Origin of the sequence: Poseidonocella sedimentorum (assembly GCF_900116005.1) — a bacterium.
GTDB classification, from domain to species: domain Bacteria; phylum Pseudomonadota; class Alphaproteobacteria; order Rhodobacterales; family Rhodobacteraceae; genus Poseidonocella; species Poseidonocella sedimentorum.
Window position 1 is genome coordinate 82,115 of the sequence record NZ_FOYI01000006.1, and the last position, 26,373, is coordinate 108,487.

The 26,373-nt window shown below is 66.0% G+C and carries 20 protein-coding genes and 1 riboswitch; of the genes, 16 read left to right on the forward strand and 4 right to left on the reverse strand.

Annotation, left to right across the window (positions count from 1 at the left end):
- Window positions 1-173: 173 nt before the first annotated feature.
- From rpoH to BM353_RS10075, 3 genes are all read left to right on the forward strand, one after another.
- Entirely contained in the window at window positions 174-1,070 is an 897-nt protein-coding gene (gene rpoH / locus BM353_RS10065; protein WP_092080236.1) for an RNA polymerase sigma factor RpoH, read from the forward strand.
- 219 nt (window positions 1,071-1,289) lie between these two features.
- Window positions 1,290-2,279 carry a Gfo/Idh/MocA family protein gene (locus BM353_RS10070; protein ID WP_092080622.1) on the forward strand — a complete coding sequence of 330 codons (990 nt, stop codon included), beginning with the start codon at window positions 1,290-1,292 and terminating at the stop codon, window positions 2,277-2,279.
- Window positions 2,272-2,574, forward strand: coding sequence for a DUF4389 domain-containing protein (locus tag BM353_RS10075; RefSeq protein WP_092080239.1), 303 nt, complete (start codon window positions 2,272-2,274; stop codon window positions 2,572-2,574). The genes BM353_RS10070 and BM353_RS10075 overlap by 8 nt, the downstream gene beginning before the upstream one ends.
- A gap of 7 nt (window positions 2,575-2,581) precedes the next feature.
- Here the strand turns inward: BM353_RS10075 and BM353_RS17120 are convergent, their stop codons facing one another.
- Together BM353_RS17120 and BM353_RS10085 are read right to left on the reverse strand one after the other, a co-directional pair.
- A complete protein-coding gene (locus BM353_RS17120; RefSeq protein ID WP_245759619.1) occupies window positions 2,582-2,725 on the reverse strand; it encodes a hypothetical protein in 144 nt (47 codons plus the stop codon).
- Window positions 2,726-2,808: 83 nt separating this feature from the next.
- Window positions 2,809-4,629, reverse strand: coding sequence for a M3 family oligoendopeptidase (locus BM353_RS10085; protein ID WP_092080245.1), 1,821 nt, complete (start codon window positions 4,627-4,629; stop codon window positions 2,809-2,811).
- A 125-nt stretch (window positions 4,630-4,754) separates the two neighbouring features.
- Here BM353_RS10085 and BM353_RS10090 point away from each other — a divergent pair, with 125 nt between their 5' ends.
- Window positions 4,755-5,585, forward strand: coding sequence for a fumarylacetoacetate hydrolase family protein (locus BM353_RS10090; RefSeq protein WP_092080625.1), 831 nt, complete (start codon window positions 4,755-4,757; stop codon window positions 5,583-5,585).
- A 4-nt stretch (window positions 5,586-5,589) separates the two neighbouring features.
- Here the strand turns inward: BM353_RS10090 and BM353_RS10095 are convergent, their stop codons facing one another.
- Window positions 5,590-6,477, reverse strand: coding sequence for an alpha/beta hydrolase (locus BM353_RS10095; protein WP_177220525.1), 888 nt, complete (start codon window positions 6,475-6,477; stop codon window positions 5,590-5,592).
- 152 nt (window positions 6,478-6,629) lie between these two features.
- A riboswitch (SAM riboswitch) is annotated at window positions 6,630-6,707 on the forward strand.
- Window positions 6,708-6,781: 74 nt separating this feature from the next.
- On the opposite strand from BM353_RS10095, the gene metZ reads away from it, so the two are divergent.
- The 3 genes from metZ (at window position 6,782) to BM353_RS10110 (ending at window position 10,659) form a co-directional block, all read left to right on the forward strand.
- The gene (gene metZ, locus BM353_RS10100; protein ID WP_092080250.1) at window positions 6,782-7,963 is read left to right on the forward strand and encodes an O-succinylhomoserine sulfhydrylase; all 1,182 of its coding nucleotides are present in this window, start codon (window positions 6,782-6,784) and stop codon (window positions 7,961-7,963) included.
- Between the two features lie 93 nt (window positions 7,964-8,056).
- Window positions 8,057-9,142 carry a GTP cyclohydrolase FolE2 gene (gene folE2, locus BM353_RS10105; protein ID WP_092080252.1) on the forward strand — a complete coding sequence of 362 codons (1,086 nt, stop codon included), beginning with the start codon at window positions 8,057-8,059 and terminating at the stop codon, window positions 9,140-9,142.
- 68 nt (window positions 9,143-9,210) lie between these two features.
- Window positions 9,211-10,659, forward strand: coding sequence for a TrkH family potassium uptake protein (locus BM353_RS10110; protein WP_092080255.1), 1,449 nt, complete (start codon window positions 9,211-9,213; stop codon window positions 10,657-10,659).
- Window positions 10,660-10,672: 13 nt separating this feature from the next.
- On the opposite strand, the gene BM353_RS10115 is transcribed toward BM353_RS10110, so the two are convergent.
- Window positions 10,673-12,391, reverse strand: coding sequence for a serine protease (locus tag BM353_RS10115; RefSeq protein WP_092080628.1), 1,719 nt, complete (start codon window positions 12,389-12,391; stop codon window positions 10,673-10,675).
- A 226-nt stretch (window positions 12,392-12,617) separates the two neighbouring features.
- Here BM353_RS10115 and BM353_RS10120 point away from each other — a divergent pair, with 226 nt between their 5' ends.
- From BM353_RS10120 to BM353_RS10160, 9 genes are all read left to right on the forward strand, one after another.
- The gene (locus tag BM353_RS10120; RefSeq protein ID WP_092080258.1) at window positions 12,618-13,550 is read left to right on the forward strand and encodes a glycine--tRNA ligase subunit alpha; all 933 of its coding nucleotides are present in this window, start codon (window positions 12,618-12,620) and stop codon (window positions 13,548-13,550) included.
- A complete protein-coding gene (locus BM353_RS10125) occupies window positions 13,547-14,065 on the forward strand; it encodes a DUF6446 family protein (protein ID WP_092080261.1) in 519 nt (172 codons plus the stop codon). Before BM353_RS10120 ends, BM353_RS10125 begins: the two co-directional genes overlap by 4 nt.
- Before the next feature lie 12 nt (window positions 14,066-14,077).
- A complete protein-coding gene (glyS, locus tag BM353_RS10130; RefSeq protein WP_092080264.1) occupies window positions 14,078-16,159 on the forward strand; it encodes a glycine--tRNA ligase subunit beta in 2,082 nt (693 codons plus the stop codon).
- Window positions 16,160-16,309: 150 nt separating this feature from the next.
- Entirely contained in the window at window positions 16,310-18,865 is a 2,556-nt protein-coding gene (locus BM353_RS10135; protein ID WP_092080267.1) for a putative PEP-binding protein, read from the forward strand.
- Window positions 18,866-19,014: 149 nt separating this feature from the next.
- Complete coding sequence (locus BM353_RS10140; RefSeq protein WP_245759620.1) at window positions 19,015-19,629, forward strand: cell wall hydrolase; 615 nt, start codon at window positions 19,015-19,017, stop codon at window positions 19,627-19,629.
- Window positions 19,630-19,734: 105 nt separating this feature from the next.
- Window positions 19,735-20,664 (forward strand): dihydroneopterin aldolase, encoded by a 930-nt coding sequence (locus tag BM353_RS10145; RefSeq protein ID WP_092080273.1) that lies wholly within the window; start codon window positions 19,735-19,737, stop codon window positions 20,662-20,664.
- A gap of 18 nt (window positions 20,665-20,682) precedes the next feature.
- Window positions 20,683-21,693: a dihydropteroate synthase gene (gene folP, locus BM353_RS10150; protein ID WP_092080276.1), complete on the forward strand. Its 1,011-nt coding sequence runs from the start codon at window positions 20,683-20,685 to the stop codon at window positions 21,691-21,693.
- A gap of 1 nt (window position 21,694) precedes the next feature.
- Window positions 21,695-23,053 carry a phosphoglucosamine mutase gene (gene glmM / locus BM353_RS10155; protein ID WP_092080279.1) on the forward strand — a complete coding sequence of 453 codons (1,359 nt, stop codon included), beginning with the start codon at window positions 21,695-21,697 and terminating at the stop codon, window positions 23,051-23,053.
- 194 nt (window positions 23,054-23,247) lie between these two features.
- Window positions 23,248-26,331: a methyl-accepting chemotaxis protein gene (locus BM353_RS10160; RefSeq protein ID WP_177220526.1), complete on the forward strand. Its 3,084-nt coding sequence runs from the start codon at window positions 23,248-23,250 to the stop codon at window positions 26,329-26,331.
- Window positions 26,332-26,373: the final 42 nt, after the last annotated feature.

The window sequence follows — 26,373 nt, forward strand, 5'->3', positions numbered from 1 at the left end:
CCTTTCAATCGGCCGTGATCGCCGATGACGCATGGTTTTCCCTGTCGGGCAAAACCATTAGGTTGGGCCAGCCGGCGCGCGGGCCCGCCCAATACCCTCTGCGCGCTTGAAACATCCTCACGGCCTTCCTATCTTGATGTTAAGGTCATAAACATAACGGAGTATCGGGACGCATGAGCAATTATTCAAATCTGCCCGCACCGACACCGGAAGGCGGCCTCAACCGCTATATGCAGGAAATCCGCAAGTTTCCCATGCTGGAGCCGGAAGAGGAATACATGCTCGCCAAACGGTGGGTTGAGGAACAAGACACCGGCGCGGCCCACAAGATGGTCACGTCGCACCTGCGGCTCGCGGCCAAGATCGCCATGGGCTATCGCGGCTACGGGTTGCCGCAGGCGGAGGTCATCTCGGAGGCCAACGTGGGCCTGATGCAGGCCGTCAAGCGGTTTGACCCGGAGAAGGGGTTCCGCCTCGCGACCTATGCGATGTGGTGGATCCGCGCCTCGATTCAGGAATACATCCTGCGGTCCTGGAGCCTTGTGAAGCTCGGGACGACCTCGGCGCAGAAGAAGCTCTTCTTCAACCTGCGCAAGGCGAAGGCGCGCATCGGCGCGCTGGAAGAAGGCGATATGCACCCCGACAACGTCAAGCGGATCGCCACCGATCTCGGTGTGACGGAAGCCGAGGTGATCAGCATGAACCGGCGCCTGTCGGGCGGGGATGCGTCGCTCAACGCGACCATCGGCTCCGAAGGCGAGGGGACGATGCAGTGGCAGGATTGGCTCGAAGACGAAGACGCCGATCAGGCCAGCGACTATGAAGCGCGAGACGAGCTTGAAGCGCGGCGCGAGATGCTGGCCGAGGCGATGGACGTGCTCAACGAGCGCGAACGCGACATCCTGACCCAGCGGCGCCTGTCCGACAAATCGGTCACGTTGGAGGACCTGTCGGGCCAATACGGCGTGAGCCGCGAGCGAATCCGCCAAATCGAGGTCCGCGCCTTCGAAAAGCTGCAGGAGCGGATGCGCGATCTTGCGGCGGAGCGCGGCATGCTCGAAGACGCCTGATCGCGCCCCCCCATCGGCAACAATTCCGCCGGGGCCTCGACACGAGGTTCCGGCGTTTTTGTGTCCGGCGACCTCAGATCCGCCCGCACCGGAGAAAGTCACCCTTCGGCGCGGCGCCCTTGTCTCATGGGTGGGTGACAGTCGGCGGAGTGGGGCGTAAAACCTTGGTGACTTTACTTGGGCTCGCCGCGTCGCGAGCGCGCCACCGGGGGCGGGACGATGACAGATTACATTCGATGGGGCATTCTGGGGGCGGCGAATTTCGCGCTGCGGCACATGGGGCAAGCGCTGCACGCAGCGCCGCATGGGGCTTTGGAGGCGCTGGCGACCGGATCACCCGAGAAGGCCGCGGCGTTTCACGCGCGCTTTCCCGGCCTGCGGATCCATGACAGCTACGAGGCCCTGCTCGCCGATCCCGAGATCGACGCGATCTACATCCCCCTGCCCAATACGCTCCATGTGGACTGGGCACTCAAGGCGCTGGACGCGGGCAAGCATGTGCTGGTGGAAAAGCCGCTGGCCATGTCGGCGGGCGCGTTCGACGCGGTGATCGCCAAGCGCGATGAGACCGGGCTCATGGCGGCTGAGGCCTACATGATCGTGCATCATCCCCAGTGGCAACACGCCAAGGCGCTCTATGAGGCGGGCCGGATCGGCAAGCTCATTTCGGTCCGGGCGGTGTTTTCCTATGACAATTCGGACGATGCCGGCAACATCCGGCTGAACCCCGATCTGGGCGGCGGCGGCATCCCCGACATCGGCGTCTATACCTACGGCTGCACCCGGTTCGTGACCGGCGAGGAGCCCGAGGAGATCACCTATGTCGATATCGACTGGGAAAACGGCGTCGATGTCTATGCCGAAATCTGCGCGCGTTTCCCCTCGTTCCGCTATCACGCGATCAATTCGATGCGCATGTTCCCCGCGCAGGAGATGCAGTTTCACGGCAGCGAGGGGCTCATCAAGCTCACCGCGCCGTTCAACGCGCGGGTCTTCGGCGAGGCGCGGGTGGAGCTTCACAAGGACGGGTTCGAGACGGAAATCACGCGGTTCACCGCCGATAACCATTATGAAATCCAGGTGGAAGCGTTCAACACGGCCGCGCTGCACGGGGGCGACTATGCCTGCCCGCTGGAGTTTTCCAAGGGCACGCAGGCGATGATCGATGCGGTCTTTGCGGCCGCCAAAAGGGAGAAGGCCGATGGCTGAACATGATCACCTCGACGGGCGGATCCGGGGCGAGCGGCCGGAGCCGGAGGCGCGCGACGGGTTACTGATGCGGCTTATCTTTACCGTGTTGATCGCGATCCTGATCAACCTCGCGCAGACCGTGCTGGTTGTGGTCACGGTGATCCAGTTCGTCATCATGCTGCTGCATGGCGGCAAGCCCAATGACCGGCTGGCCGAGTTCGGGCTCGACCTCGGGGTCTGGATCGCGAAGGCGGTGCGGTATCAGACGGCGGGAAGCGATGTGAAGCCCTGGCCCTGGACCGATCTGGACTGACGCGCGCCTAGCGGCCGCGCCACCGCCGCCATATCGGCCGGATGTCCATCGCGGCAACGGCGAGTCCCAGCGGAATCATCCAGAACCCGAGGATCGGCAAGAACCCCAGCACCCCGCCGAAGATCAGCAGCAGCCCGACCCAAAGCCGCATCCCCGGCCGGACACGCCGCCGGATCGCAAGACGCGCCCGGGCCACCCGCGCGCGCCAGTCTTTCCGCTCATGTTGGCTGCGGTTCAGCTCTCCATCGCCTCAAGCTCGTCGATGAACCCTTCGATCATCGACAGGCCCTTGTCCCAGAAGGCCGGGTCGGAGGCGTCGAGGCCGAAGGGGGCGAGGAGCGCCTTGTGGTGTTTCGAGCCGCCCGCGCGGAGCATTTCGAAATACTTCTCCTGGAAACCCTCGGGGTTTTCCTCGTAATTCGCGTAGAGCGCGTTCACCAGCCCGTCGCCGAAGGCATAGGCATAGACGTAGAACGGCGAATGCACGAAATGCGGGATGTAGGTCCAGAAGGTCTCGTAGCCTTCCATGAAGGTAAACGCGGGCCCTAGGCTCTCGGCCTGCACCGACATCCAGAGCGCGTTGATGTCGTCGGGGGTAAGCTCCCCCTCGCGCCGGGCGGCGTGGAGCTTGCATTCGAAATCGTAGAAGGCGATCTGGCGCACGACCGTGTTGATCATGTCCTCGACCTTGCCCGCGAGCAGGATCTTGCGTTCCTGCTGGGTTTTCGCGCCCTCGAGCAGCTTGCGGAAGGTCAGCATCTCGCCGAAGACCGAGGCGGTTTCGGCCAGGGTCAGCGGGGTTGAGGAGAGCATTTCGCCCTGATCGGCGGCCAGCACCTGATGCACGCCGTGGCCCAGCTCATGCGCCAGCGTCATCACGTCGCGCGGTTTGCCGAGGTAGTTGAGCATCACGTAGGGGTGCACATCCGTTACGGTCGGGTGGGCGAAAGCCCCGGGCGCCTTGCCCGGTTTGACCGCCGCATCGATCCAGCCCTTGGTGAAGAAGGGCTCGGCCAGCCGGGCCATTTCGGGATCGAACCCGGCGTAGGCATCGGAGACGATCTTGCGCGCCTCTTCCCAGCCGACGACCTTCTCGCTCTCCATCGGCAGGGGCGCGTTGCGGTCCCAAACTTCCATCGTTTCGAGCCCGAGCCATTTGCGTTTGAGCTCGTAGTACCGGTGGCTGAGGCGCGGATAGGCCGCGACCACAGCGTCGCGCAACGCCTCGACCACCTCGGGCTCCACATGGTTGGACAGATGCCGCCCGGTCTGCGCCGTGGGCATCTTGCGCCAGCGGTCGATGACCTGCTTTTCCTTGGCCTGCGTGTTGTGGACACGGGCAAAGATCTTGATGTTCTCGCCAAAGACGCGCGCAAGCTCACGGGCCGCGGCCTCGCGTTTTGAGCGGTCTTGTTCGGTGAGGAAATTCAGCGTCCCCTCGATGCCGTAGTCTTCGCCATCCACGGTGAAGCTGAGCCCCGCCATGGTCTCGTCAAAGAGCCGCTCCCAGGCATCGCCCACGACGCCGAGATCGTGCAGGAATTTCTCCATCTCGTCCGAAAGCTGGTGCGGCTTCATCGCGCGGATCCGGTCGAAGACGGGCTTGTAGCGCGCCAGCTCGGTGTTGGCTGCAAACTGCGCCTCAAGCGCGCTGTCCTCGATCCGGTTGAGCTCAAGGGTGAAAAACACCAGCGGTGTGGTGAAATTGGTGATCTTTTCCTGACAGTCGGAGAGGAACTTGGCCCGGGCGTCGTCGGTCGTCTGCTGGTAGTAGCGCAGGCCCGCAAAGGACATCACACGCCCCGCGACCATGTTGATCTTCTCGTTGCGCTGCACGCAGCTGAGCAGGCCCGCGGCGTCGAGATCTGCGAGTTTGCCCTCGTAATCGGCGGCGAAGGCGGCGCATTCGCCCTCAAGCCAGGCCAGATCGCGCTCAAGTTCGGGCGCTTCGGGGCTCGCGTAGAGGTCGGTCAGGTCCCATTCCGGCAGGTCGCCAAGGTCCTTTCCGCCGGAGCTTGCGTTTGCATCGCGAAGGGGGAAGGGCAGTTGGAACATGGGATCTCCTGAGTTTGGCCACCGAACACAGATAGGAGGGGATGCGCATCCGGATCAAGGGGCAGGGGGCGCTTGTCATGGGGTGCAGCCGATTTTAGGGTCGCGCGAGAAGTGGAGGCATGGGCATGCGATTTGTCAGATACGGCGAAAAAGGGCAGGAGCGGCCCGGGGTTATCGACGTAGGCGGAGGGGTGCGCGACCTCTCCGGTGTGGTGGCCGATCTTGGCGGGGCCGTGCTGGGCGATTTACCGCGCGTCGATCCCGAGACGCTGCCCCGCGTGGCCGGTGCGCCGCGTCTCGGGGTGCCGGTTGCGGGCGTGGGCAAGCTCGTGGCGATCGGGCTGAATTACACCGATCACGCCGAGGAAGCGGGCATGGCCGCGCCGGAGGAGCCGGTCGTGTTCATGAAGGCCACCTCCGCGCTGTCGGGGCCGAACGATCCGGTGATCCTGCCGCGCGGGGCTGAGAAAGCCGATTGGGAGGTCGAGCTCGGGATCGTCATCGGGCGCGAGGCGCTTTACGTGCCGCGCGAGGAGGCGCTTGCCCATGTCGCGGGCTACACCATCGTCAACGACGTGAGCGAACGGGCCTTTCAGCTGGAGCGCGGCGGGCAGTGGACCAAGGGCAAGAGCGCCGACAGTTTTGCGCCCGTCGGCCCGTGGCTCGTCACCCCAGATGAGGTCGGAGATCCGCAGGGGTTGCGGCTCGGCACTCGGGTCAATGGCGCGGTCATGCAGGATGGATCGACGGCCAACATGATCTTCGATGTCGCGACGATCGTGTCGTATCTCAGCGGTCTGATGCGGCTCGAGCCCGGTGATATCATCGCCACCGGCACGCCCGCTGGGGTGGGCATGGGCCAGACCCCGCAGCGCTGGTTGCGGCCGGGGGATGTGATGGAGCTGGAGATCGCAACACTGGGTGTGCAGCGGCAGGAGGTCCGCCCGCCGATCTGATCGCTCAGGCGGAGGCCAGCGGGCCGGGCGGGGGCGTTTGGCGCTGGAAGCGCGGCAGCAGGCGCGACCAGCGGCGGCAGGGCTCTGCCGGGAGCTGGCTTGCGAGATATTCGAAGCTGCGGCCGGGCGCGCCGAAGAAGAAATCGCGATAAAGGTCGAAGAGGCCGGTGCGCATGTAGGGGAACCAGTGGCAGACCCGATGCGTCGGGGCCGGGACCCGATAGCCGAGCGCGCCGAGCGTCTGCAGCACACCGGAATTGTCGATTTGCAGATCGACCCAGCGGGCGGCCCCGGCGCCGAGACCCTGGCCGAGCGCACGCGGGCCGCCAACGGGGGCGGGCAGGCAGAGCTCGAAGAGCCAATCGAAGAGATCGTTTTCGCGGCTGGTGATGTTGATCACGCGGGCAAGGCGCCCGGCGGGGGAGGCCAGCGCCGTTTGCGCCTCGCCCTGAAATTCCGCGGCGGTCATCAGCACCGCACGCGTGGCGATCCGGGGCATGGACTTCAGCGCCTGAAGGTAGACCCGCGCGCCCAGCGAATGGGCGATCACGCCAATTTCGCGCTCCGGCGCCCGCGCAGAGATCCGTGCAATCAGCCGCGCCAGCGCCGCGCCCGCACGTTCCGCTTCGCCGTAGGCATCCTTGAGACTGCCCCGCGCCCGCCATCCGAAGGCGATCCCGCAGCCCGCATCCTCGCTGATCCCCAGATGCCGGGGCCAGCTCACAGAAAGCCGCCCACCGGCGCGCGGCGCGAGCGACAGGATCGTATCGAAGGGGCAATGCGTGGTCTCGGGGAGATATTTGTAGCCGTGGATCATGATGATCACCGGGCCGGTTCCGGCCAGAAGACTGTCGAGCGCGTGATCCGGCAGATCGTTCTGATTGCGCAGCACCGGCGCTCTCTCAGAAGCTGTAACCTGCAGGATGGGCATCGTGTCGTTCCGCCTTGTCTTGTGGTTTCCCTTTTCCACAGAGATACGACAGCGAAATGAAGTTGAGGTTACGACTGCGTGACGGTGTTGACCTGTAACATGTCTGCGCGTATGAGATCGCGCGTGGCGATTTGTTACCGGATTGCGGGCCACGTTAAACATGCCGCTAAAGAGGTCTGAGACGTGGGGGACCCCTGTCGCATGGCCGCGGTAGGGGTTTTTTCGTGGCCGCCCCGGACGGCCCGCAGCGGTCAGGAGACGGCACATGAGCGATGAGTGGAAAGCGAAGACCAAGCTGGTGCACGGCGGCACGCGCCGCAGCCAGTATAACGAGGTCTCCGAAGCGATTTTCATGACGCAGGGCTTTGTCTACGAGACGGCGGAGCAGGCCAAGGGCCGGTTCGAGGCGCTCGGCGAAGACGAGTTCATCTATGCGCGGTACGGCAACCCGACGGTCGCGATGTTCGAGGAGCGCATCGCGCTTCTGGAAGGGGCGGAGGACGCCTTCGCGACGGCCTCGGGGATGGCTGCGGTCAACGGCGCGCTGATGTCCATGCTCAAGGCCGGGGATCATATCGTCGCGGGCCGCGCGCTCTTTGGCTCCTGTCTTTATATCGTTGAGGAGATCCTGCCGCGGTTCGGGGTCGAGGTCACGCTGGTGGATGCCACCGATCTGGCCGCCTGGCAGGCCGCGGTGCGCGATACGACCCGCGCTGTCTTCTTTGAAACCGTCTCGAACCCCGGGCTGGAAGTTGCCGATATCAAAGGAATTTCCGAGATTGCGCGGGCGCATGGCGCGCTGGTTGTGGTCGACAATGTCTTTTCCACCCCGGTCTTTTCGGATGCCATCGCGCAGGGCGCCGATGCGGTTGTCTACTCGACGACGAAACACGTGGACGGGCAGGGGCGCGCGCTCGGCGGGGTGATCCTAGGCACGCGGGAGTTCATCCGCGGGACGGTGGAGCCTTACATGAAGCACACCGGCGGCGCGATGAGCCCGTTCAACGCCTGGATCATGCTCAAGGGGCTTGAGACGATCGATCTGCGCGTGCGGGCGCAGGCGGCGGCGGCGGCGCGGATCGCAACCGCGCTGGAGGGGCACGACAAGCTCGCGCGGGTGATCTATCCGGGGCTCGAGAGCCATCCGCACCATGCGCTCGCCATGGCACAGATGGGCGCGGGCGGCACGGTGCTGACCTTCGAGGTCAAGGGGGGCGAGGCGGCTGCATTCCGCTTCCTCGACGCGCTCCGGATCGTGCTCATCTCCAACAACCTTGGCGACGCGAAATCCATCGTCACCCACCCGGCCACCACGACCCACCAGCGCCTGCCAGGCGATCAGAAGGCATTGCTGGGGATCAGCCCGGGTCTGGTCCGGCTCTCGGTCGGGCTTGAGGATGAGGAGGATCTTCTGGCCGATCTGACGGGCGCTCTGGCGCAGGTTTGATAAGCAGAACTTAACGCCCGCTTTGCGCAATTTATTGGAAAGCGGGCGCCCAAGCCCCTATGTAGCGATCAGACCTTCGGAGGCGAAGACGCAATGAACCTGCATCTGGGCGAGCTCAACGACACCCCCACTCGAGACGACGCGCGTGCGGCGCTCGACCTGTTGCGCCGCTGGGCGGCCAAGGTGAACGAAGGCGCGGAAGACCCTGATACTGCTCAGCTTCTTGCGGCCGCGGCGGGGTATCCGGCGCTCAAATCCGACTATCAGGGCGAGTTCATCCCCGATGCCGTCTACAAGGCGAGCATGCCCGATCTGCAAAACGGGCCGGCCAGCCTCATTCGCGGCGCGCGCCGCCAGATCCAATACGTGGGGATTTCCAATTTCCGCCTGCCCATCGCCTTCCACACCCGCGGCGGGCGGGATCTGACGCTGGAAACCTCGGTCACCGGATCGGTCAGCCTCGATGCCGAGAAGAAGGGCATCAACATGTCGCGCATCATGCGCAGCTTTTACAAACATGCGGAAAAGACCTTCAGCTTCGAGGTGATCGAGGCCGCGCTCGACGACTACAAGGCCGACCTTGAGAGCATCGACGCGCGCATCCAGATGCGCTTTTCCTTCCCGGCGACGATCCAGAGCCTGCGCTCCGGTCTCTCGGGCTACCAGTATTACGACATCGCGCTCGAACTGGTGGAGCAGGAGGGCGTTCGCCGCAAGTACCTCCACCTCGACTATGTCTATTCCTCAACCTGCCCCTGCTCGCTGGAGCTGAGCGAACATGCCCGCCGCGCGCGCGGGCAACTGGCCACGCCTCATTCGCAACGTTCTGTGGCGCGGATTTCGGTGGAGGTTCTGCCCGGCGATTGCCTGTGGTTCGAGGATCTGATCGATCTGTGCCGTGAGGCTGTGCCGACGGAGACCCAGGTCATGGTCAAGCGCGAGGATGAACAGGCCTTTGCCGAGCTGAACGCCGCGAACCCGATCTTTGTCGAGGATGCGGCGCGGCTCTTTGCCGAAAAACTCCTGTCGGAGCCGCGCATCGGCGATTTCCGCGTCATCGCCAGCCATCAGGAAAGCCTGCACAGCCACGATGCGGTCAGCGTCCTGACCGAGGGCGAGACCTTCGCCCAGAAAAGCCTCGACCCCAAGCTTTTCAGCACGCTCTTCCATACCGGTTGATCCCGGGGCCGCAGCGGCGCACGGCGAGCGCTTGACAGCGGCGCGCCCTGCCGCCAAGCCTGCGTGTCATGTTGGATCTGCGCCCCGTCGGTTATGTGATCGGTCTGCTCGTGCTGGCGCTTGGCGTCACCATGCTTCTGCCGCTCGCGCTCGAGATCCACGACGCGCGCGGCGCCTGGCCCCCGTTTCTCGAAGGCGCGATCTTTACCATGATGTGCGGCGGGATGATGGCCCTCGCCTGCGCCAACGGGGTGCATGACAAGCTCTCGCTGCAACAGACCTTCATGATCACAACCGGCGTCTGGGTCGCGCTGCCGTTTTTTGGGGCCATCCCCTTCGCGCTCGGCGCCACCGAGGCGCGGGCGGTGGATGCCTTCTTCGAGGCCATGTCGGGCCTCACGACCACCGGCGCCACGGTCTTCAGCGGGCTGGACGATCTCCCGCGTGGGCTCCTGCTCTGGCGCGGGATCATGCAATGGCTCGGCGGGGTGGGGATCATCGTCTTCGCCATGGTGTTCCTGCCCGAATTGCGCGTGGGCGGGATGCAGATCTTCCGGGCCGAAGGGTTCGAGACCATGGGCAAGATCCTCCCCCGCGCGACCGAAATCGCCCGCCAGATCTCGGTCATCTACGTAGCGATCACAGCCGCCTGCTTCTTTTCCTACCTCGCGGTGGGCATGGGCTGGTTCGACGCGCTGGTCCATGCCTTCACCACGGTCGCCACGGGCGGATTCTCCAACTACGATGCCTCCTTCGCGGCCTTCTCGGGGGGCGCCGAATACATCGCCACGGCCTTCATGATCCTCTCGGCGCTGCCCTTCGTGCGCTACGTCCAGATCCTCAACGGCAGCGCCGAGCCGCTGCTTCAGGACACGCAGGTCCGCAGCTTCCTCCTGCTCATTGCCGCGCTTGTCGTGATCACCGCGGCCATTCTCTCGACCCTCTCCGCGCACCCCTGGGAACAGGCCTTTCGCGAAGCGCTCTTCAACATCACCTCAATCACCAGCGGCACCGGCTACGCCAGCGTCGATTACATGCAATGGGGCACGTTCCTGATCGCGATGTTCTTCTTCATCGGCCTCATCGGCGGCTGCGCGGGCTCGACGACCTGTTCGATCAAGATCTTCCGCTACCAGCTGCTGTTCGGCGCCGTGCGCACCGAGCTCAAGCGCATCCATTCGCCCCACGGGGTGTTCGCCAACAAATACGAAGGGCGGACAGTGACGCCCGACATCATGAACTCGGTGATGTCGTTTTTTGTGTTCTTCATCGTCACGCTCGGGATCTTTTCCGTCGCGCTCGGGATCACCGGGCTCGATTTCGTGACCTCGGTGAGCGGGGCCTCGGCGGCGCTGGCCAATATCGGGCCGGGCCTTGGCGAGATCATCGGCCCGGCGGGCAACTATGCGGCGCTCAATGATGCGGCGAAATGGCTGCTGGCGCTGGCCATGTTGATCGGGCGGCTGGAGCTCATGGCCGTCTTCGTGCTTTTCACCGCGCAGTTCTGGCGCGGGTGAGGCCGCCCCGGTCTCAGTTCCAGCAGCTCACAAGGACCACCATCTCCGACGCCATCTCGCCAAGTGCCTCGGCGTGCAGATCCGGGGCCGCGGCGGGCGCGGGCGGCGTGGCGATCCCGGCCTCGGCCAGCAGATCGGCGATCACGGCGGCATCGACCGAGAAGGCCGCGCCATCCGGCAATTGCCGCGCGCCCGCCTCGCGGGGCAGGAGCATCCCGAACACCTGACCCGCCGCGTCGAGCACCGGCCCGCCCGCGTCGCCCTCAAGCGCGGCAAGCTCCAGCCGGTCGCGCGTTTCGGCCCCGTCGAGCGCCTTGACGTCAGCCAGCCGGCCGTAGGTCAGGGTCGGTGCCCCGAGCCGGCCGCCATAGGAATAGCCCGCGACGGCCACCTCCGAGCGCAAGAGCGGCGCGGTGGTGCGCAAGCTCGCGTGGCGCGGAGGCGCGATCGCCTCGGTGCTGCGCAGCAGGGCCAGCCCGTGGGCCGCGTCCTCAAGCAGAAGCTCCGCCTCGTAGCGGTCGTTCAGTGTCAGGCGTGTGCAGTCTTGCGCGACATCGCGGGTGGTGACGACGATGCCATCGGCGCTGGCGTAAAAGCCCGAGCGCGTCCGCGCGGGGCGCCGGATTTCCAGCCCGGAGAGCAGGTCGATATCCTGCGCCGCATTGCCCGCCGTGGCGGGCAGGACGCCGTCGATGGGCCGGAAGCTGGCTTGCATTTCCTGCAAGACGCGCATCCGGCGCGCCTCGTCCCCGGCCGGCCAGACCAGCGTGAAGCCCTTGATCGTATCGCCCGACAGCTCGGCCTGCGTGTGGCTCGCGATCTCGTCATCGGCGCCGGCGAGCGTAAAACTGCCGGACCGGATCTCCGCTGTCGAATCGAGCGGGACGACCGAGAGGGTCTGCATGACATCAAAGAGGCCAACGAGATCGGCGCGGCCACCGCGCTGGCTGATGAGATGGACGCGCGCGGCCAGATCCCCGGTGGGCGCATAATGGGCGAAGGGCGGCTCCAGCCGGTCAAAGGCCACGACGCCCAGCGGCAGCGCGATCTCGATCCCGGTCTCGGCGCTCTGGACGGTCTGCAGGCCCATCCCGTCCAGCACGGCGTTGTACTGGGCGAAGAGCGCGGCGCGTTGCGCGGTGGTGAGCACGCCGGACGGCTCATAGCGGTTGGCGGCTTGCCAGCGTTCCATCGCGCCGCGCGTGCCGCGACCGATCAGCCCGTCGATCGCGCCGCTGTAATGGCCCGACCATTGCAGGGCGGTTTGCAGCTCGGCGTGCGCCGCGCGGCCCAGTGCGCGCTCAGTTCGGAGCGCTTCGGCGCGGGTTTCCTCGGCTTGCCGGAGTGGCTCGACCTCTTGTGGGGCGGGTTCGGCCGAGGCAGGCGGGACCAACGCCGCGCTCTGCTGTCCGGCGGGCCAGACCTGACGCTCATAGGCCGACGGCAGAGCGATATAGCTGTCAGACGGAATCGCGCCCTGGGCCCGGTATTGCCGCAGGACGCTCTCGGCATCGTCCCGCGCGTAGGGGCCGAGCGCCACGCTGTACCAGCCATTGCCGAGATCGAACCCGTTCACATCGGGCAGCGCCGCCGCATAGGCGCGCAGCCGGTCCTCGGCCTGTTGCAACGTCGGGAGCGCCTCGATCTGAACCCAGACGGGCTGCTGCTGGGCCGCGCCCGCGCCCGCCCAAAGTACCGCGGCCAGTGCCGCACTCATTACCCAACGCCGCATCGTCATCTTTCCTTCCGTCCGCCCCGGGGGGCTGGCCACATCCCGCGCCGCACTGCCCGGCCACGATCTCTACCGGGAGAGGTTATCAAATCGCCAAGGCCGCGCATCCGGTTTCACCACAAACGCCACATTTGTTGCGCATCCGCCATAGATCGGGGTGGCGCGGTGCGTTGACCCTCCGGCCGCGCCGCAATAGGAAGGCGCGGTTACGTGCAAGGGGTTCGGCATGAGCGACAAACCAACGAGTTTTCAGGAGATCATCCTGCGGCTGCAGACCTACTGGGCCGCGAAGGGCTGCGCCGTGCTGCAACCCTATGACATGGAGGTGGGCGCCGGGACGTTCCACCCCGCCACGACCCTGCGTGCGCTCGGGGGCAAGGCCTGGGCCGCGGCCTATGTCCAGCCCTCGCGGCGGCCCACGGACGGGCGCTATGGCGAGAACCCCAACCGGCTCCAGCACTATTACCAGTATCAGGTCATCATCAAGCCGAGCCCGCCGGATCTACAGGCGCTCTATCTCGGCTCGCTCGAAGCGATCGGCATCGACATGGCCACGCATGACATCCGCTTTGTCGAGGACGACTGGGAAAGCCCGACGCTCGGCGCCTGGGGCCTCGGTTGGGAGGTCTGGTGCGACGGGATGGAAGTCTCGCAATTCACCTATTTCCAACAGGTCGGCGGGCATGACTGTCACCCGGTCTCGGGCGAGCTGACCTATGGGCTCGAACGGCTGGCGATGTATGTGCTCGGCGTCGATCACGTGATGGAGATGCCGTTCAACGCCCCCGACGCGCCGATCCCGCTGCGCTATGGCGACGTGTTCCGCCAGACCGAGGAAGAATATTCCCGCTGGAACTTCGACGTGGCCGATACCGCCGTGCTGCTCAAGCACTTCGAGGAGGCCGAGGCTGAATGCGCCGCGATCCTCGATCAGGAGGCGGTCGATCCCAAGACCGGCAAGCGCATCATCATGGCGCATCCGGCTTATGACCAGTGCATCAAGGCGAGCCATATCTTCAACCTCCTGGACGCGCGCGGCGTGATCTCCGTCACCGAGCGTCAGGCCTATATCGGCCGGGTTCGGGCGCTTGCCAAACGCTGCGCCGATGCCTTCGTCATGACGGAGGCGGGCGGCGCAACGGGCCAGGACGCGGCATGAGCGGCAAGGTTCTTGTCATCGCGATCCTGTTGTCGGCGCTGATCGCGGGGGGCGCGCTGTATTACCTCCAGATCTACGGATATTATGAGGAGGTGGCCGCCACGAGCCCCGAGGCCGAGATCCGCCTGACCCGGTTCGACGGAACGCAGGAGGCGCTGCCCGTCGAGGGGTTCGAGGGCATCGATGCGGCCAGCTCGCCGATCCGGTTTCGCGCCTGCTTCACCACGCCGGTGAGCCAGGCGATGCTGAGCGAGACTTTCGCGCCCTACGAACGGGCCGAGCCGCTCGTCGCGCCCGGCTGGTTCGACTGTTTTGACGCCATCGCCATCGCCGAGGGGCTCCGCTCCGGCGCGGCACTGCCTTTTCTGGGCGAGAAGAACATCGCCTATGGCGTGGATCGGCTGGTCGTCGTCTTCGACGATGGGCGCGCCTATGCCTGGCACCAGCTGAACGATTGCGGCGAAAAAGCCTATGACGGCACGCCGGTGGGCGAGGCCTGCCCGACCCGCGAGTAAGAGGACACGTCTATGCCCGATCTGCTGATCGAACTCTTTTCCGAAGAAATCCCCGCGCGGATGCAGCGCCGCGCCTCGGAGGACCTGCGCAAGCTGATGACCGACGGGCTTGTCGAGGCTGGCTTGACCTACCGCAGCGCGGGCGCCTTCGCGACGCCGCGGCGGCTGGTGCTGCACATCGAAGACCTGCTTGGCGCGAGCCCGACCCTGCGCGAGGAGCGCAAGGGGCCGAAGGTCGGCGCGCCCGAGAAGGCGATCGAGGGGTTCTGCCGCGGCGCCGGTGTTGCGATTGCGGATCTGGAGGCGCGCGAAACGCCCAAGGGCGCGGTCTATTTCGCCACGGTGACGACTCCGGGCCGCCCGGCGGCCGAGATCGTTGCCGATGTGCTCGACAAGACCATCCGCAATTTCCCTTGGCCGAAATCCATGCGGTGGGGCGCCGGGACGCTGCGGTGGGTGCGGCCGCTGCATTCGGTGCTCTGCATCCTGACCGACGACGCCGGCGAGGCATCGGTCGTGCCGTTCGAGATCGAGGGGATCGTGGCGGGCAACGAAACCCGCGGCCACCGGTTCATGGCGCCCGATGCGTTTTCCGTAGGCTCCTTCGCGGATTACACGGCCAAGCTCAAGGCGGCCAAGGTGGTGCTGGACCCGGCCGAGCGGGCCGAGCACATCAGGGCGGATGCCAGCAATCAGGCTTTTGCCGCAGGGCTCGAGGTGGTCGAGGACGCCGGGTTGCTGGCGGAAGTGGCCGGGCTGGTGGAATGGCCGGTGGTGCTGGTCGGCGAGATCGGGGCGGATTTTCTCGACCTGCCGCCCGAGGTGCTCCAGACCTCGATGAAGGAACACCAGAAATTCTTTTCGCTGCGCGACCCCAAGTCGGGGCAGATCACGCGCTTTGCCACCGTGGCCAATATCGAGACGCCCGACGGCGGCGCGACGATCCTCGCGGGCAATCAGAAGGTGCTCTCGGCGCGGCTCTCGGATGCCAAGTTCTTCTGGGAGAACGATCTGCGCACGGTGGAGCGCGAGGGGTTGCAGGCGATGGCCGCGCCGCTCGAGAACGTCACCTTCCACAACAAGCTCGGAAGCCAGGGCGCCCGCATCGCGCGGATCGCGGCATTGGCCGAAGAGATCGCGCCGGGCGTTGGCGCCGATCCCGCGCAGGCCCGCCTCGCGGCAGAGATCGCCAAGGCGGATCTGTCCTCCGAAATGGTCTATGAGTTCCCCGAGTTGCAGGGGATCATGGGGCGGTATTACGCGATGAAGGCGGGTCTGGCGCAGCCGGTGGCGGATGCGGCGCGCGATCACTACGCGCCACTGGGGCCGTCGGATGACGTGCCGGTCGAGCCGGTGTCGGTGGCTGTGGCGCTGGCCGACAAGATCGATCTTCTGACCGGGTTCTGGGCGATTGACGAAAAACCCACCGGCTCGAAAGACCCGTTCGCCCTGCGCCGCGCGGCGCTCGGGGTGATCCGGATCGTGTTGAGCAACGGGCTGCGCCTGCCGCTCGGCGCGCAATTTGACGCGCAGCTTGCCCGGCATGAGGGCGCGGGCGAGGGCCTTGCGGCGGATCTGCTCGGGTTCGTGCATGATCGTCTCAAGGTCCACCTGCGCGACGAGGGGCTGCGCCACGATGTGATCGACGCCTGCCTCGAGATGGAGGGCGGAGACGATCTGGCCTCGGTGGTCGCGCGGGCGCGCGCGCTGGGGGCATTTGTCGAGACCGAAGAGGGCACTAACCTTGTGCAAGGGTTCCGGCGGGCGAACAACATCCTCGCCCAGGCCGAAGCGAAAGACGGGGTCGAATATTCCTTTGGGGCGGACGCGAAATACGCCGAAGCCGACGAGGAGCGCGCGCTTTTCAACGATCTGGAGGCCAAGGGGCCGGAGATCGCGGCGGCGGCGAAGGCGGAGCGATATGGCGACGCGATGGCCGGGATGGCCGCGCTGCGCGCGCCGATCGACGCGTTCTTCGAAACGGTGCAGATCAATGCCGAGAGCGAGATTGTCCGGCGCAACCGGCTGAACCTTCTGGGGCAGATTCGACGGATCTGCGGCACCGTCGCCGATCTGACGCGGCTCGAGGGCTGAGACCGGCGTGAGAACGGGCGGGCGGGGAGGCCATCGAAGCCTCCCCGCCCGCGTCGGCGCGGGGCGCCTTCCGGTGCCCGGCCCGCGTGGTGGCGCTTGCGTGGCTGAGCGGGGTGGTTATGCTGCGGCTGCGACATCAGGATAGCCCGAATGCTCCAGCAGACCCGCGATCACACGTTGATCACCGCCACCGCGACGCTTTCGTCCGAGAGCCATGGCGGGCGCGCGAAGTGTTTGCAGCGGCTCATTCGGCTTGATCTGCCGGTCCCGACGACGGTCGCGCTTTCATTCGATGCGGTGCACCGGATCGCGCAGGGGGCGATTTCCGATCTTGGCAGTTTGCTGGCGCCCTTCGGCGCGGCGCCCTTGCTCTGTGTCCGGCCGTCAAGCCAGGATCCCGACTGGGGCGGGCCGGGGGCGATCCTCAATATCGGGATGAGCGATGAGACCTGTGCCGCGCTGATCCCGGTGATCGGCGAGGTGGCGGCAAAGGCGCTGTATCTGCGCTTCGTTCAGACCTACGCGATCGATGTCGCGCGGCTCGATCCGGATATGTTTGACGATCTGCCCGAGGATCTCGGGGCGGCGTTGGAGCGCGCGCTGGCCGCCTATGAGGATGAAGCCGAGGAGCCGTTCCCGCAGGCGCTTGAGGTTCAGCTTTCGGAGGTCCTGCAATCCATGGCGCGGGCCTGGGAGGGGACATCGGCGCGGCTGTTGCGCGAGGCGAAGGGCGCGCCGGCGGATGCGGGGCTCGGGCTCGTGGTCCAGCGGCTGGCGCTTGGGCTTGGGCGCGGCGAGAGCGGCTCGGGCGTGTTGCAGATCGTGAGCTCGCAGACCGGCATGGCGCAGGTCACCGGGCGGTATCTTTCGCAGAGCCAGGGGCGAGAAGCCCTGGAGCCCGGAGCGCGGGCGCTGTTTCTGGAGCGGGATCCGCGCGGGCCCTCGCTGGAGGAAGAGGTGCCGGAGGCTTTCGCCGCGCTCAAGGCGCATGCCGCGCGGATGCGGGAGCGGCTGCGCGAGGAGATGCAGGTCGAGTTTACCCTGCAGGACGGGCAGTTGCACATTCTTGACGGGGTACGCGTTTCGCGCTCGTCCCGGGCGGCGGTGCGGATCGCGGTGCAGCTGGCGCGCGACGGGATCATCCCACGAGATGAGGCGTTGATGCGGATCGAGCCCAAGGCTCTGACCGAGCTGCTGCACCAGCAACTCGACCCTAACGCGCCGCTCGACGTCCTCGCGCGGGGGGTGGCGGCCAGCCCCGGCGCGGCGACCGGCCGGCTCGTCTTCTCGGCGGATGCGGCGCAACTGGCCGCGGCGCGGGGGGAGGCCTGTGTGCTTGTGCGGCGCGAGACGGGGCCGGAGGACGTGCGCGGGGTGCATGCGGCCTCGGCGGTTTTGACGGAACGGGGCGGGATGACGAGCCACGCGGCGGTGATCGGGCGCGGGCTTGGGGTGCCGTGTGTCGTCGGGGCCTCCGAGATCCGGTTCGAGCTGCGTATGCGGCGCCTCGTCATGCCCGACGGGCGGGTCTTTTCCGAGGGCGATACGCTGACGGTCGACGGCACGGGCGGGCGCGTCCTCGCGGGCAGCCCGGCGCTACAGGAGCCCGCGCTCGACGACGCGTTTCAGGAGCTCATGAGCTGGGCCGATGCGTGCCGCGATATCGACGTGCGCGCCAATGCCGATACGCCGCAGGACGCGCAGACGGCGCGGAATTTCGGGGCCCAGGGGATCGGGCTGTGCCGCACCGAGCACATGTTCTTCGATGCCGAGCGGCTGCGGGCCATGCGCGAGATGATCTTTGCCAACGTGGCCGAAGACCGGCGCGTCGCGCTCGATCTGTTGCTGCCGATGCAGCGCGCGGATTTCAGCGCGCTTTTCGACATCATGGCGGGCATGCCGGTCTGCATCCGCCTCTTCGATCCGCCGTTGCACGAATTCCTGCCCACCGACCGGACCGGGCTGCGCGAGCTGGCCGAGGCGCTGGATCTGCCGATGTCGGATGTGACGCGGCGGGTCGAGGCGCTGGCGGAATACAACCCGATGCTGGGCATGCGCGGGGTGCGGCTCGGGATCACTGTGCCCGAGATCTATGACATGCAGGCGCGCGCGATTTTCGAGGCGAGTGTCGCGGCCTCGCGCAAGGGCGAGCCGGTGGTGCCGGAGATCATGATCCCGCTGGTCTCGGCGCGCCGCGAGGTCGAGCTGGTCAAGACGCGCATCGATGCGGTGGCCGCCGCGGTCCGCAATGAAACGGGGCAGGATGTCGCCTTCCGGCTGGGCGTTATGGTAGAGACCCCGCGCGCCGCGCTGCGGGCCGGCGACATCGCCAACCACGCCGATTTCCTCAGCTTCGGAACGAACGACCTCACCCAGATGACCTATGGCCTCTCGCGCGATGACGCGGGGCGCTTCATGTCGGCCTATGTCAGCGCCGGGGTCTTTCCCGAAGACCCGTTCCACACGCTCGACACCGATGGGGTCGGCGAGCTTCTGGCGATCGGCGCGGTGCGCGGACGCGGCGCGCGCCCCGGTATAACCCTGTCGATCTGCGGCGAGCACGGGGGAAACCCCGAATCCATCGCCGTCTGCCGCGATCTGGGGTTCGACTATGTGTCCTGCTCCTCCTTCCGCGTGCCCGTGGCGCGACTCGCCGCCGCCCGGCTTGCCATCGCCGCCAGAGACCAGACCCCCGGCAAACCCTGAGGTTTCGCGCCAAGAGCGCCCCAGACGGCAGGTTTTCGCCGCTTGGAGGGGGCGGAGGGCGGGCAGGGTGGACCGCCGGGTGACTCTGGGGTATCCGCCTCGATCGATAACGATGGTTGGACCGATACCGATCCTGGGGGACGGAAGAGATGTTTAATAAAATGCTTTGGAGCGTTGGACTGCTCCTTGGCCTCGCGGCTGCCACCGCTCAGGCCGAAACGGCGGATCGCCTCAAATCTTTGGTGACCGCAGAGGATCAGGTTCTCGCGAGCCTCGACACCGAACAGCTTCGGGACCTCAACGTGCCCTTGCGCAAGAGCTTCCCGCAGATCCGCTACACCCGCGATTTCATCGCCAAGCTGCCCAAGGCGAGCGGCGACGAACAGTGGCGCTGCCTTGCCGAGGCGCTCTACTTCGAGGCGCGGGGCGAGACGGTCGAGGGTCAGTTTGCCGTCGCCGAGGTCATTCTCAACCGGGTCAAGAGCGCAAAGTTCCCCAACTCGGTTTGCGGCGTGATCACCCAAGGCACGGGCCGGAAATATCAATGCCAGTTCACCTATACCTGCGATGGCAAGAAAGAGATCATCGCCGAAGAGCGGGCCTGGCAGCGCGTGGGCAAGATCGCCCGTGCGGCACTTGACGGTATGCCCAAAACGCTCACCAACGGCGCGCTTTTTTACCACACCAAACACGTGAGCCCGAGCTGGTCGCGCGTGTTCCGCCGGACGGCGACGATCGGGGTGCACCACTTCTACCGCGGCTGATCCGCGCCGCGCCGGCGCGCGCGGGCGCAGACGGGCTTTCCCATGGCTTTCCCCCCTGTTAGAAACAGGCGGGGCGCGGGAGATGCCCGCAGCCGTGGAGGGCTCATGAGCAACGAAGTTCGCCTTGCATTCGCGCATCCCGACGAGCGGGCTGCCGCCTCGTCCATGGGGCAGGACCGTCCGCTGGACCGGATCTCGCTGCGCGATCACACCGTCGAAGTCGAGATCGGCGCGTTTCAGGCCGAGCGCGGGATTTCCCAGCGGATCTGTTTCAACGTGGTGGTCGAGGTCGCGCCGATGGAGGCGCCGCTTGGCGATGACGTGGACCGCATCCTCTCTTATGACCGCGTGACCGAGGCGATCGCTTTCGAGCTCCGCGCGGAGCGGCTCAACCTTTTGGAAACATTGGCAGACCGTGTGGCCGAGCGCATCTTGCATGAGCCTCAGGCCGTGCGCGTTTTCGTCCGGATCGAGAAGCTCGACCGGGGGCCGGGGGCGCTCGGGGTCGAAATCGTCCGCGCGCGCCGGGATCTTGCGGCGCCCGAGGACGCAGATCCGGTTCCGCATCCGCGCGTGATCTATGTCTCCAACGAGGCCTTCACCGCGCCGCATCTCAAATCCTGGATTGACCAACTCGATGCGAGCGCCGATCCGGTCATTCTCTGCGTCGGGGCGCCGGATATGCCCGCGCCGCGGATCGAGGGCCGTCCGCTCGTGCAACGACGGGTGGATCTTCTGGCCATCGAGCAAAACGCCTGGGTTCTCGCGAGCTGTGACCGGCGCTGCGTTGTGACCGGCTCGCGGACCGAACTGGACTGGGGCATGCGCAACGGGCAGCTGAGCGTCTGGGCGCCGTCCAAGGTCGTGCTCGATGCGGTCGGCGGGCCGATGGCGGCGCCGCAGGATGCGCTGGAGCTGGTGTCGTGGTTCGCCGGCGAGGTGAAGGCGACGGAGCTGACCGTTGTCGGCGCCCGCCCGCCCGCCTCGGCGCCCTGTCCCGTGAGCCTCGTCTCCGTGCAGAGCCCAACAATCTGACCCGGCGATGATCCCCGCATGAGCCAGTATTTCCGCCCGATCGCCCAAACCGGCCCCGGCCGGCCCGAGGGGGCCCTGTCGCTCGCTGGCGGCTGGTGCTGGTTCACCCATGTCGAATGCCTCGAACGGGGGCGCGCGCCGGAAGTCATCCCCGCCTCGGACCTGCCCGAACCGTGGCGGAGCCGCCTGAGCGCGCCGCGCCGCCGCATGGCGGGGCTGGGTTTCGAGCGCCCCTCGATCATGGGCATCCTCAATGTCACGCCCGACAGTTTTTCCGACGGGGGCCTCTTCCGCGAGCCGAAGTCCGCGCTCGCTCAGGCCCGCGCGATGGTGGCGGCGGGGGCCGACATGATCGACATCGGTGGCGAATCGACGCGCCCGGGCGCGGATGAGGTTGCCATCACCGAGGAAATCGCTCGCACGGCCCCCGTGATCGCCGCGCTTCGCCAGGAGATCGCGACCCCGATTTCCATCGACACCCGCAAGGCGCCCGTCGCCGAAGCCGCGCTCGAAGCCGGCGCCGACATGATCAACGACGTGGCCGCGCTCGGCTTCGATCCCGCCCTCATGACCCTCGCGGCCGACACCAGCACGCCCGTGTGCCTCATGCATTCCCAAGGCGCGCCGCAGACAATGCAGAACGATCCGCGCTATGACGATGTGCTGCTCGAGGTCTACGACTATCTCGGCGCGCGCGTCGATGCGGCCGTCGAGGCGGGCATTCCGCGCGATCGGATCATGATCGATCCCGGCATCGGCTTTGGCAAAACCGTCGCGCATAATCTCGCGCTTCTGGCGCGGATCAGCCTGTTTCACGGGCTCTGCCTGCCGATCCTGCTCGGCGTCTCGCGCAAGCGGTTCATCGGCACGATCTCCGGGGCGGCGGAGGCCGGGGCGCGGATGCCGGGCTCGCTTGCCGTCGCCCTCGCCGCCGTCTCACAAGGGGTGCAGGTGCTGCGCGTTCATGACGTGGCCGAAACCGCGCAAGGCATCTGCCTCTACCGCGCCGCCACAACAGGGAGCCACTGACATGGCCAAGGATATCCCACCCAAGCTTTTCGGCACGGACGGTGTGCGCGGCACAGCGAACACGGCGCCCATGACCGCCGAGATGGCGCTGCGCATCGGGGCCGCGGCGGGCCGCTATTTCCGCCGCGGTGGATCGGCGGCGCACCGGGTTGTCATCGGCAAGGACACCCGCCTGTCGGGCTACATGTTCGAAAACGCCCTGACCGCGGGGCTCACCTCCACGGGCATGAATGTGTTGCTGCTCGGCCCGGTCCCGACGCCCGCGGTGGGCCTTCTGACGCCGTCGATGCGCGCCGATCTGGGGATCATGATCTCGGCCAGCCACAACCCGCATCAGGACAACGGGATCAAGTTCTTCGGCCCCGACGGATTCAAGCTCTCCGATGACGCCGAGGTCGAGATTGAGGCGCTGGTCGCCGAGGGGGTCGAGCCCGCGCAAGCTGAGAACATCGGCCGCGCCAAGCGGATCGACGACGGCCGCTTCCGCTATATCGAACGGGTGAAAAGCAGCTTCCCGCAGGGCATGACGCTCGAAGGGGTCAAGGTCGTGATCGATTGCGCCAACGGAGCAGCCTATCGCGCGGCGCCCGAAGTATTGTGGGAGCTTGGGGCCGAGGTGATCCCGATGGGCGTTACGCCCAATGGCAAGAACATCAACGCAAATTGCGGCTCCACCAAGCCGCAGGCCGCCGCCGAGCAGGTCGTGGCCCATGGCGCGGATGTGGGGATCTGCCTCGATGGCGACGCGGATCGGGTCATCCTGATCGACGAGACCGGGGCGGTCGCGGATGGCGATCAGATCATGGCCCTGTTTGCCGAACGCTGGGCCGCCGAGGGCCGGCTTGCGGGCGGCGCGCTTGTTGCCACGGTCATGTCCAACCTCGGGCTGGAGCGCTTTCTCGCGGAGCGCGGGGTCGGGCTCGAGCGCACCGGGGTCGGCGATCGCTACGTGGTTGAGCGCATGCGCAGCGGCGGGTTCAACCTCGGCGGCGAGCAATCGGGACATATCGTCATGACCGATTACGCCACCACCGGCGACGGGCTCATGGCCGCGCTTCAGTTCCTCGCCGAGATGGTGCGCAGCAACGCCAGCGCCAGCACCCTCGCGCGGCGCTTCGAGACGGTCCCGCAACTGCTGCGCAACGTGCGATACGGGGCCGGAGACGCCCCGCTGGAGGCGGCGGAGGTCAAATCCGCGATCGCGGCGGCCGAGACCGCGCTTTCCGGCTCCGGTCGTCTTCTCATCCGGAAATCCGGGACAGAACCGCTCATCCGCGTCATGGCGGAATGCGAGAATCAGGCGCAGCTGGAGCAGGTTGTGGGGCAGGTGGTCGAGGCGATAGAAACCGCCTCTCTATAAAAAGTGTATACATATCATAGCCTTGAAAATTAGAGGCAAAGGCCTTGTGTCTGCGCACGTTGAATTTCCATGGCGTAAACAGTTTTTTTAAAGCTCCCCCACCAAGGTGCTCCCAAATTGGCAATCTGATGCGCGACCCATCCCGGGCCACGTCGTCGGCCTGTCTGAGCGCTACCGTGTCAAGGGATCCCCAAATGCTGTCCAAACTGCAGAACATGTCGATCGGGGCAAAGCTCCCCATCATCATTTCTCTTCTTATCGTCGCTTCGATCACTGGGCTGAGCTACTTTTCCTATCAGAGCATGAGGTCGACCCTCGAAGAAGAGGCCGGATCGAAGCTCGAAGGTATCGCCCAGCTTCAGGTCCAGACTCTCGAACAGATGCTCGCCGAGATCGAGCGCGACATTCAGTTGCAGGCCGGAAGCCCCGGGGTTGTTGGCGCGATGTCGGCCTTTGCCCGCGCCTACCAGTGGATTGGGGATCCGGCGTCGGAACTCCAGCAGATCTACATCACCGACAATCCCAACGGCACCGATGAGAAAGCGGCCATGACCGCGGCGGACAACGGGACATTCTACGACGCCGCGCATCGGCAGTACCATCCCGCCTTCCACGGTTTGCGCGATGCCATGGGCTATCAGGACATCTTCCTGATCGATGACGAGGGCAACATCATCTACAGCGTCTCCAAGGGCGTGGACTTCGCGACAAACCTTCTCTCCGGCCCCTGGAAGGACACCGGCCTCGCCGACGTGTTCCGCCGCGCCAATCAGGCCGCGCCCGATGGTGGCTCCGCCTTTGCCGACTTTGCGCCCTATGGTGCTGCCGCTGATCTGCCGGCCTCCTTCATCGCACGCCCTGTCTTCGGCAATGATGGTGACCGGATTGGCGTCGTGGCCTTCACGATCCCGACCGAACGTCTCAACAGTGCCGTGTCCTCCACCGCCGGTCTCGGCGAGAGCGGGACCGCGTTCGTCATCGGCGGCGACCATCTTTACCGCACCGACACGCCCAAGTCAGAAGTGAACGACGCTCTGACCACCCGTCTCGATGCGGATGTCGTGAATCGCGCTCTGGCCGGGGAACAGGGGCTCGGTTTGTTCAACGACTCCTGGGGCAATGAGGTCTATGGCTACTACGCCCCGATCAACTTCGGCGGTGTGACCTGGGGCATGATCGTCGAACAGAGCACGGATGAGCTCTTCGCGGCCGTCGGCAAGACGCTTCGGGTCCAGATGATCCAGGGCGCGATCCTGCTCGCTGCGGCCATCGCCATCGGCATCGTCGTGTCCCGCGGGATCGCCATGCCGCTGCGGCGTCTGTCGGGCTCTGTGGCCGAAATCTCCGCGGGCAATTACGATGCCGAAGTGGCGTCGCAGGATCGCGGCGATGAGATCGGCCAGATTGCCTCTGCGCTGGAGTCCTTCAGGGCGGTACTGGCCGATGCTGAGGAAGACGCCCGAGACGCAGCCTTCAAGGGCGCGGCCTACGGTGCCTCGGCCTCTCCGATGATGCTCACAGATCTCGAGCACAAGGTGCTCACGGTCAACCCGGCCTTCGAAAAGCTCGTGGAAACCGCCGCCGACGATATCGCGACCAAGGTGCCCGGCTTCGATCCGGCGGCGATCGTCGGTCACCACCTCGATCTGTTCAAGGGTCTGTTCGGCTCCTCGGTGGCCGCGCTTCTTGATCCGGCCGTGCTGCCCAAGCATCTGAAGATCGACGCCGGCGATACCTCGCTCGAACTCTTCGCGGGCCTTGTCCGCGGCCGCGACGGCGAGCCGATCGGGTATGCGCTTGAGTGGAGCGACCGGACCGAAGAAATCCGCAATGAGACCACGCTCGAGGCGCTCGACAAGAACCTGTGCCGCGCGCTGATTTGCGTCGAAGGATCGATCAAGACCGTCAACAAGACGTTCTGCGAGGCGGTGGGCATGGATGAAGGCCACCTCCTTGAGCGATCCGCGACCAAGATGGTGTCCTACGACGACAGCGAAGGCAAGCAGAGTGAAATGTGGAGCGATCTGCGCAGCGGGCGCAGCGTTTTGGGCCGATTTGCCGTGAAGAGCGAGGATGGCAGCACACGTATCCTCGAAGGCAGCATCTCACCCGTACCGAACCAGCACGGTGAGCCCTCCGGGTTCATTCTGATGGGCGGCGATGTGACCGAAGCGCGGGCGGAAATCGAAGCCGCGGATGAGCGCCGCAAGGCGATGGCCGCCGATCAGGCACGCGTCGTCGACGGGCTGCGGGTCTGCCTCGAGCGGGTGGCCGAGGGCGACCTCACGGCCATGCTCGATACGCCCTTCCCGATGGAATACGAGCAGCTTCGCGAAGACTTCAACCGCGCCGTGACCCGCTTGCAGGATGCGATGCAGAACGTTGTCGCCAATGCGAGCCAGATCCGCGAAGAGGCCTCCGACATCAGCTCGGCCGTCGACGCCTTGTCGAAACGCACCGAGAGCCAGGCCGCTACCTTGCAACAGACCGCCGCCGCGCTGGACGAGCTGACCGCATCGGTCAAGTCCGCGTCGGACGGGGCCCAGCAGGCGGAGAACGTGGTCAAGGACGCGCGTGGCAATGCGGAAAACAGCGGATCGGTGGTCCGCGAAGCCGTCGAGGCGATGAAGGAGATCGAGACCTCCTCGCAGGAGATTTCCAAGATCACCAGCCTGATCGACGATATCGCCTTCCAGACCAACCTGCTCGCACTCAACGCCGGCGTCGAGGCGGCGCGCGCGGGGGATGCCGGCCGTGGCTTTGCCGTGGTGGCCTCCGAGGTGCGCGAACTTGCCCAACGCTCGCAGGAAGCGGCGAGCCGGATCAACAACCTGATCACGGCGTCGGGCAATCACGTCAAGCGCGGGGTTTCGCTGGTGGATGCCACCGGTAAAGCACTGAAGGGGATCGTGGAATCGGTGATCGATATCTCCGGCCACGTCGGACAGATCGCGCAGGCTTCCGTCGAACAGGCGGGCGGCTTGCAGGAGATCAATTCGTCGGTCAACCAGCTCGATCAGGCAACGCAGCACAACGCCGCGATGGCCGAGGAAACCACGGCGGCCTCGCAACTTCTGGCGCAGGAGGCCACGCGCCTGACCGACACGACCAAGCAATTCAAGGTCGGGGACACGGCGGTGCTCGCCTCGGGGCGTAGCCCGAAAGTCGCCCCGGCGGCACTGGCACCAAAACCCGCGAAGGCCGCGGGGAGCCCGGCCAGCTTTGACGGATCGGCAGCTCTCAAGACCGACTTCGACTCGGATTGGGGCGACTTCTGATCCCCAAGGGATCCCCCGAAACAAACAAAAAAAGCCGCCCTC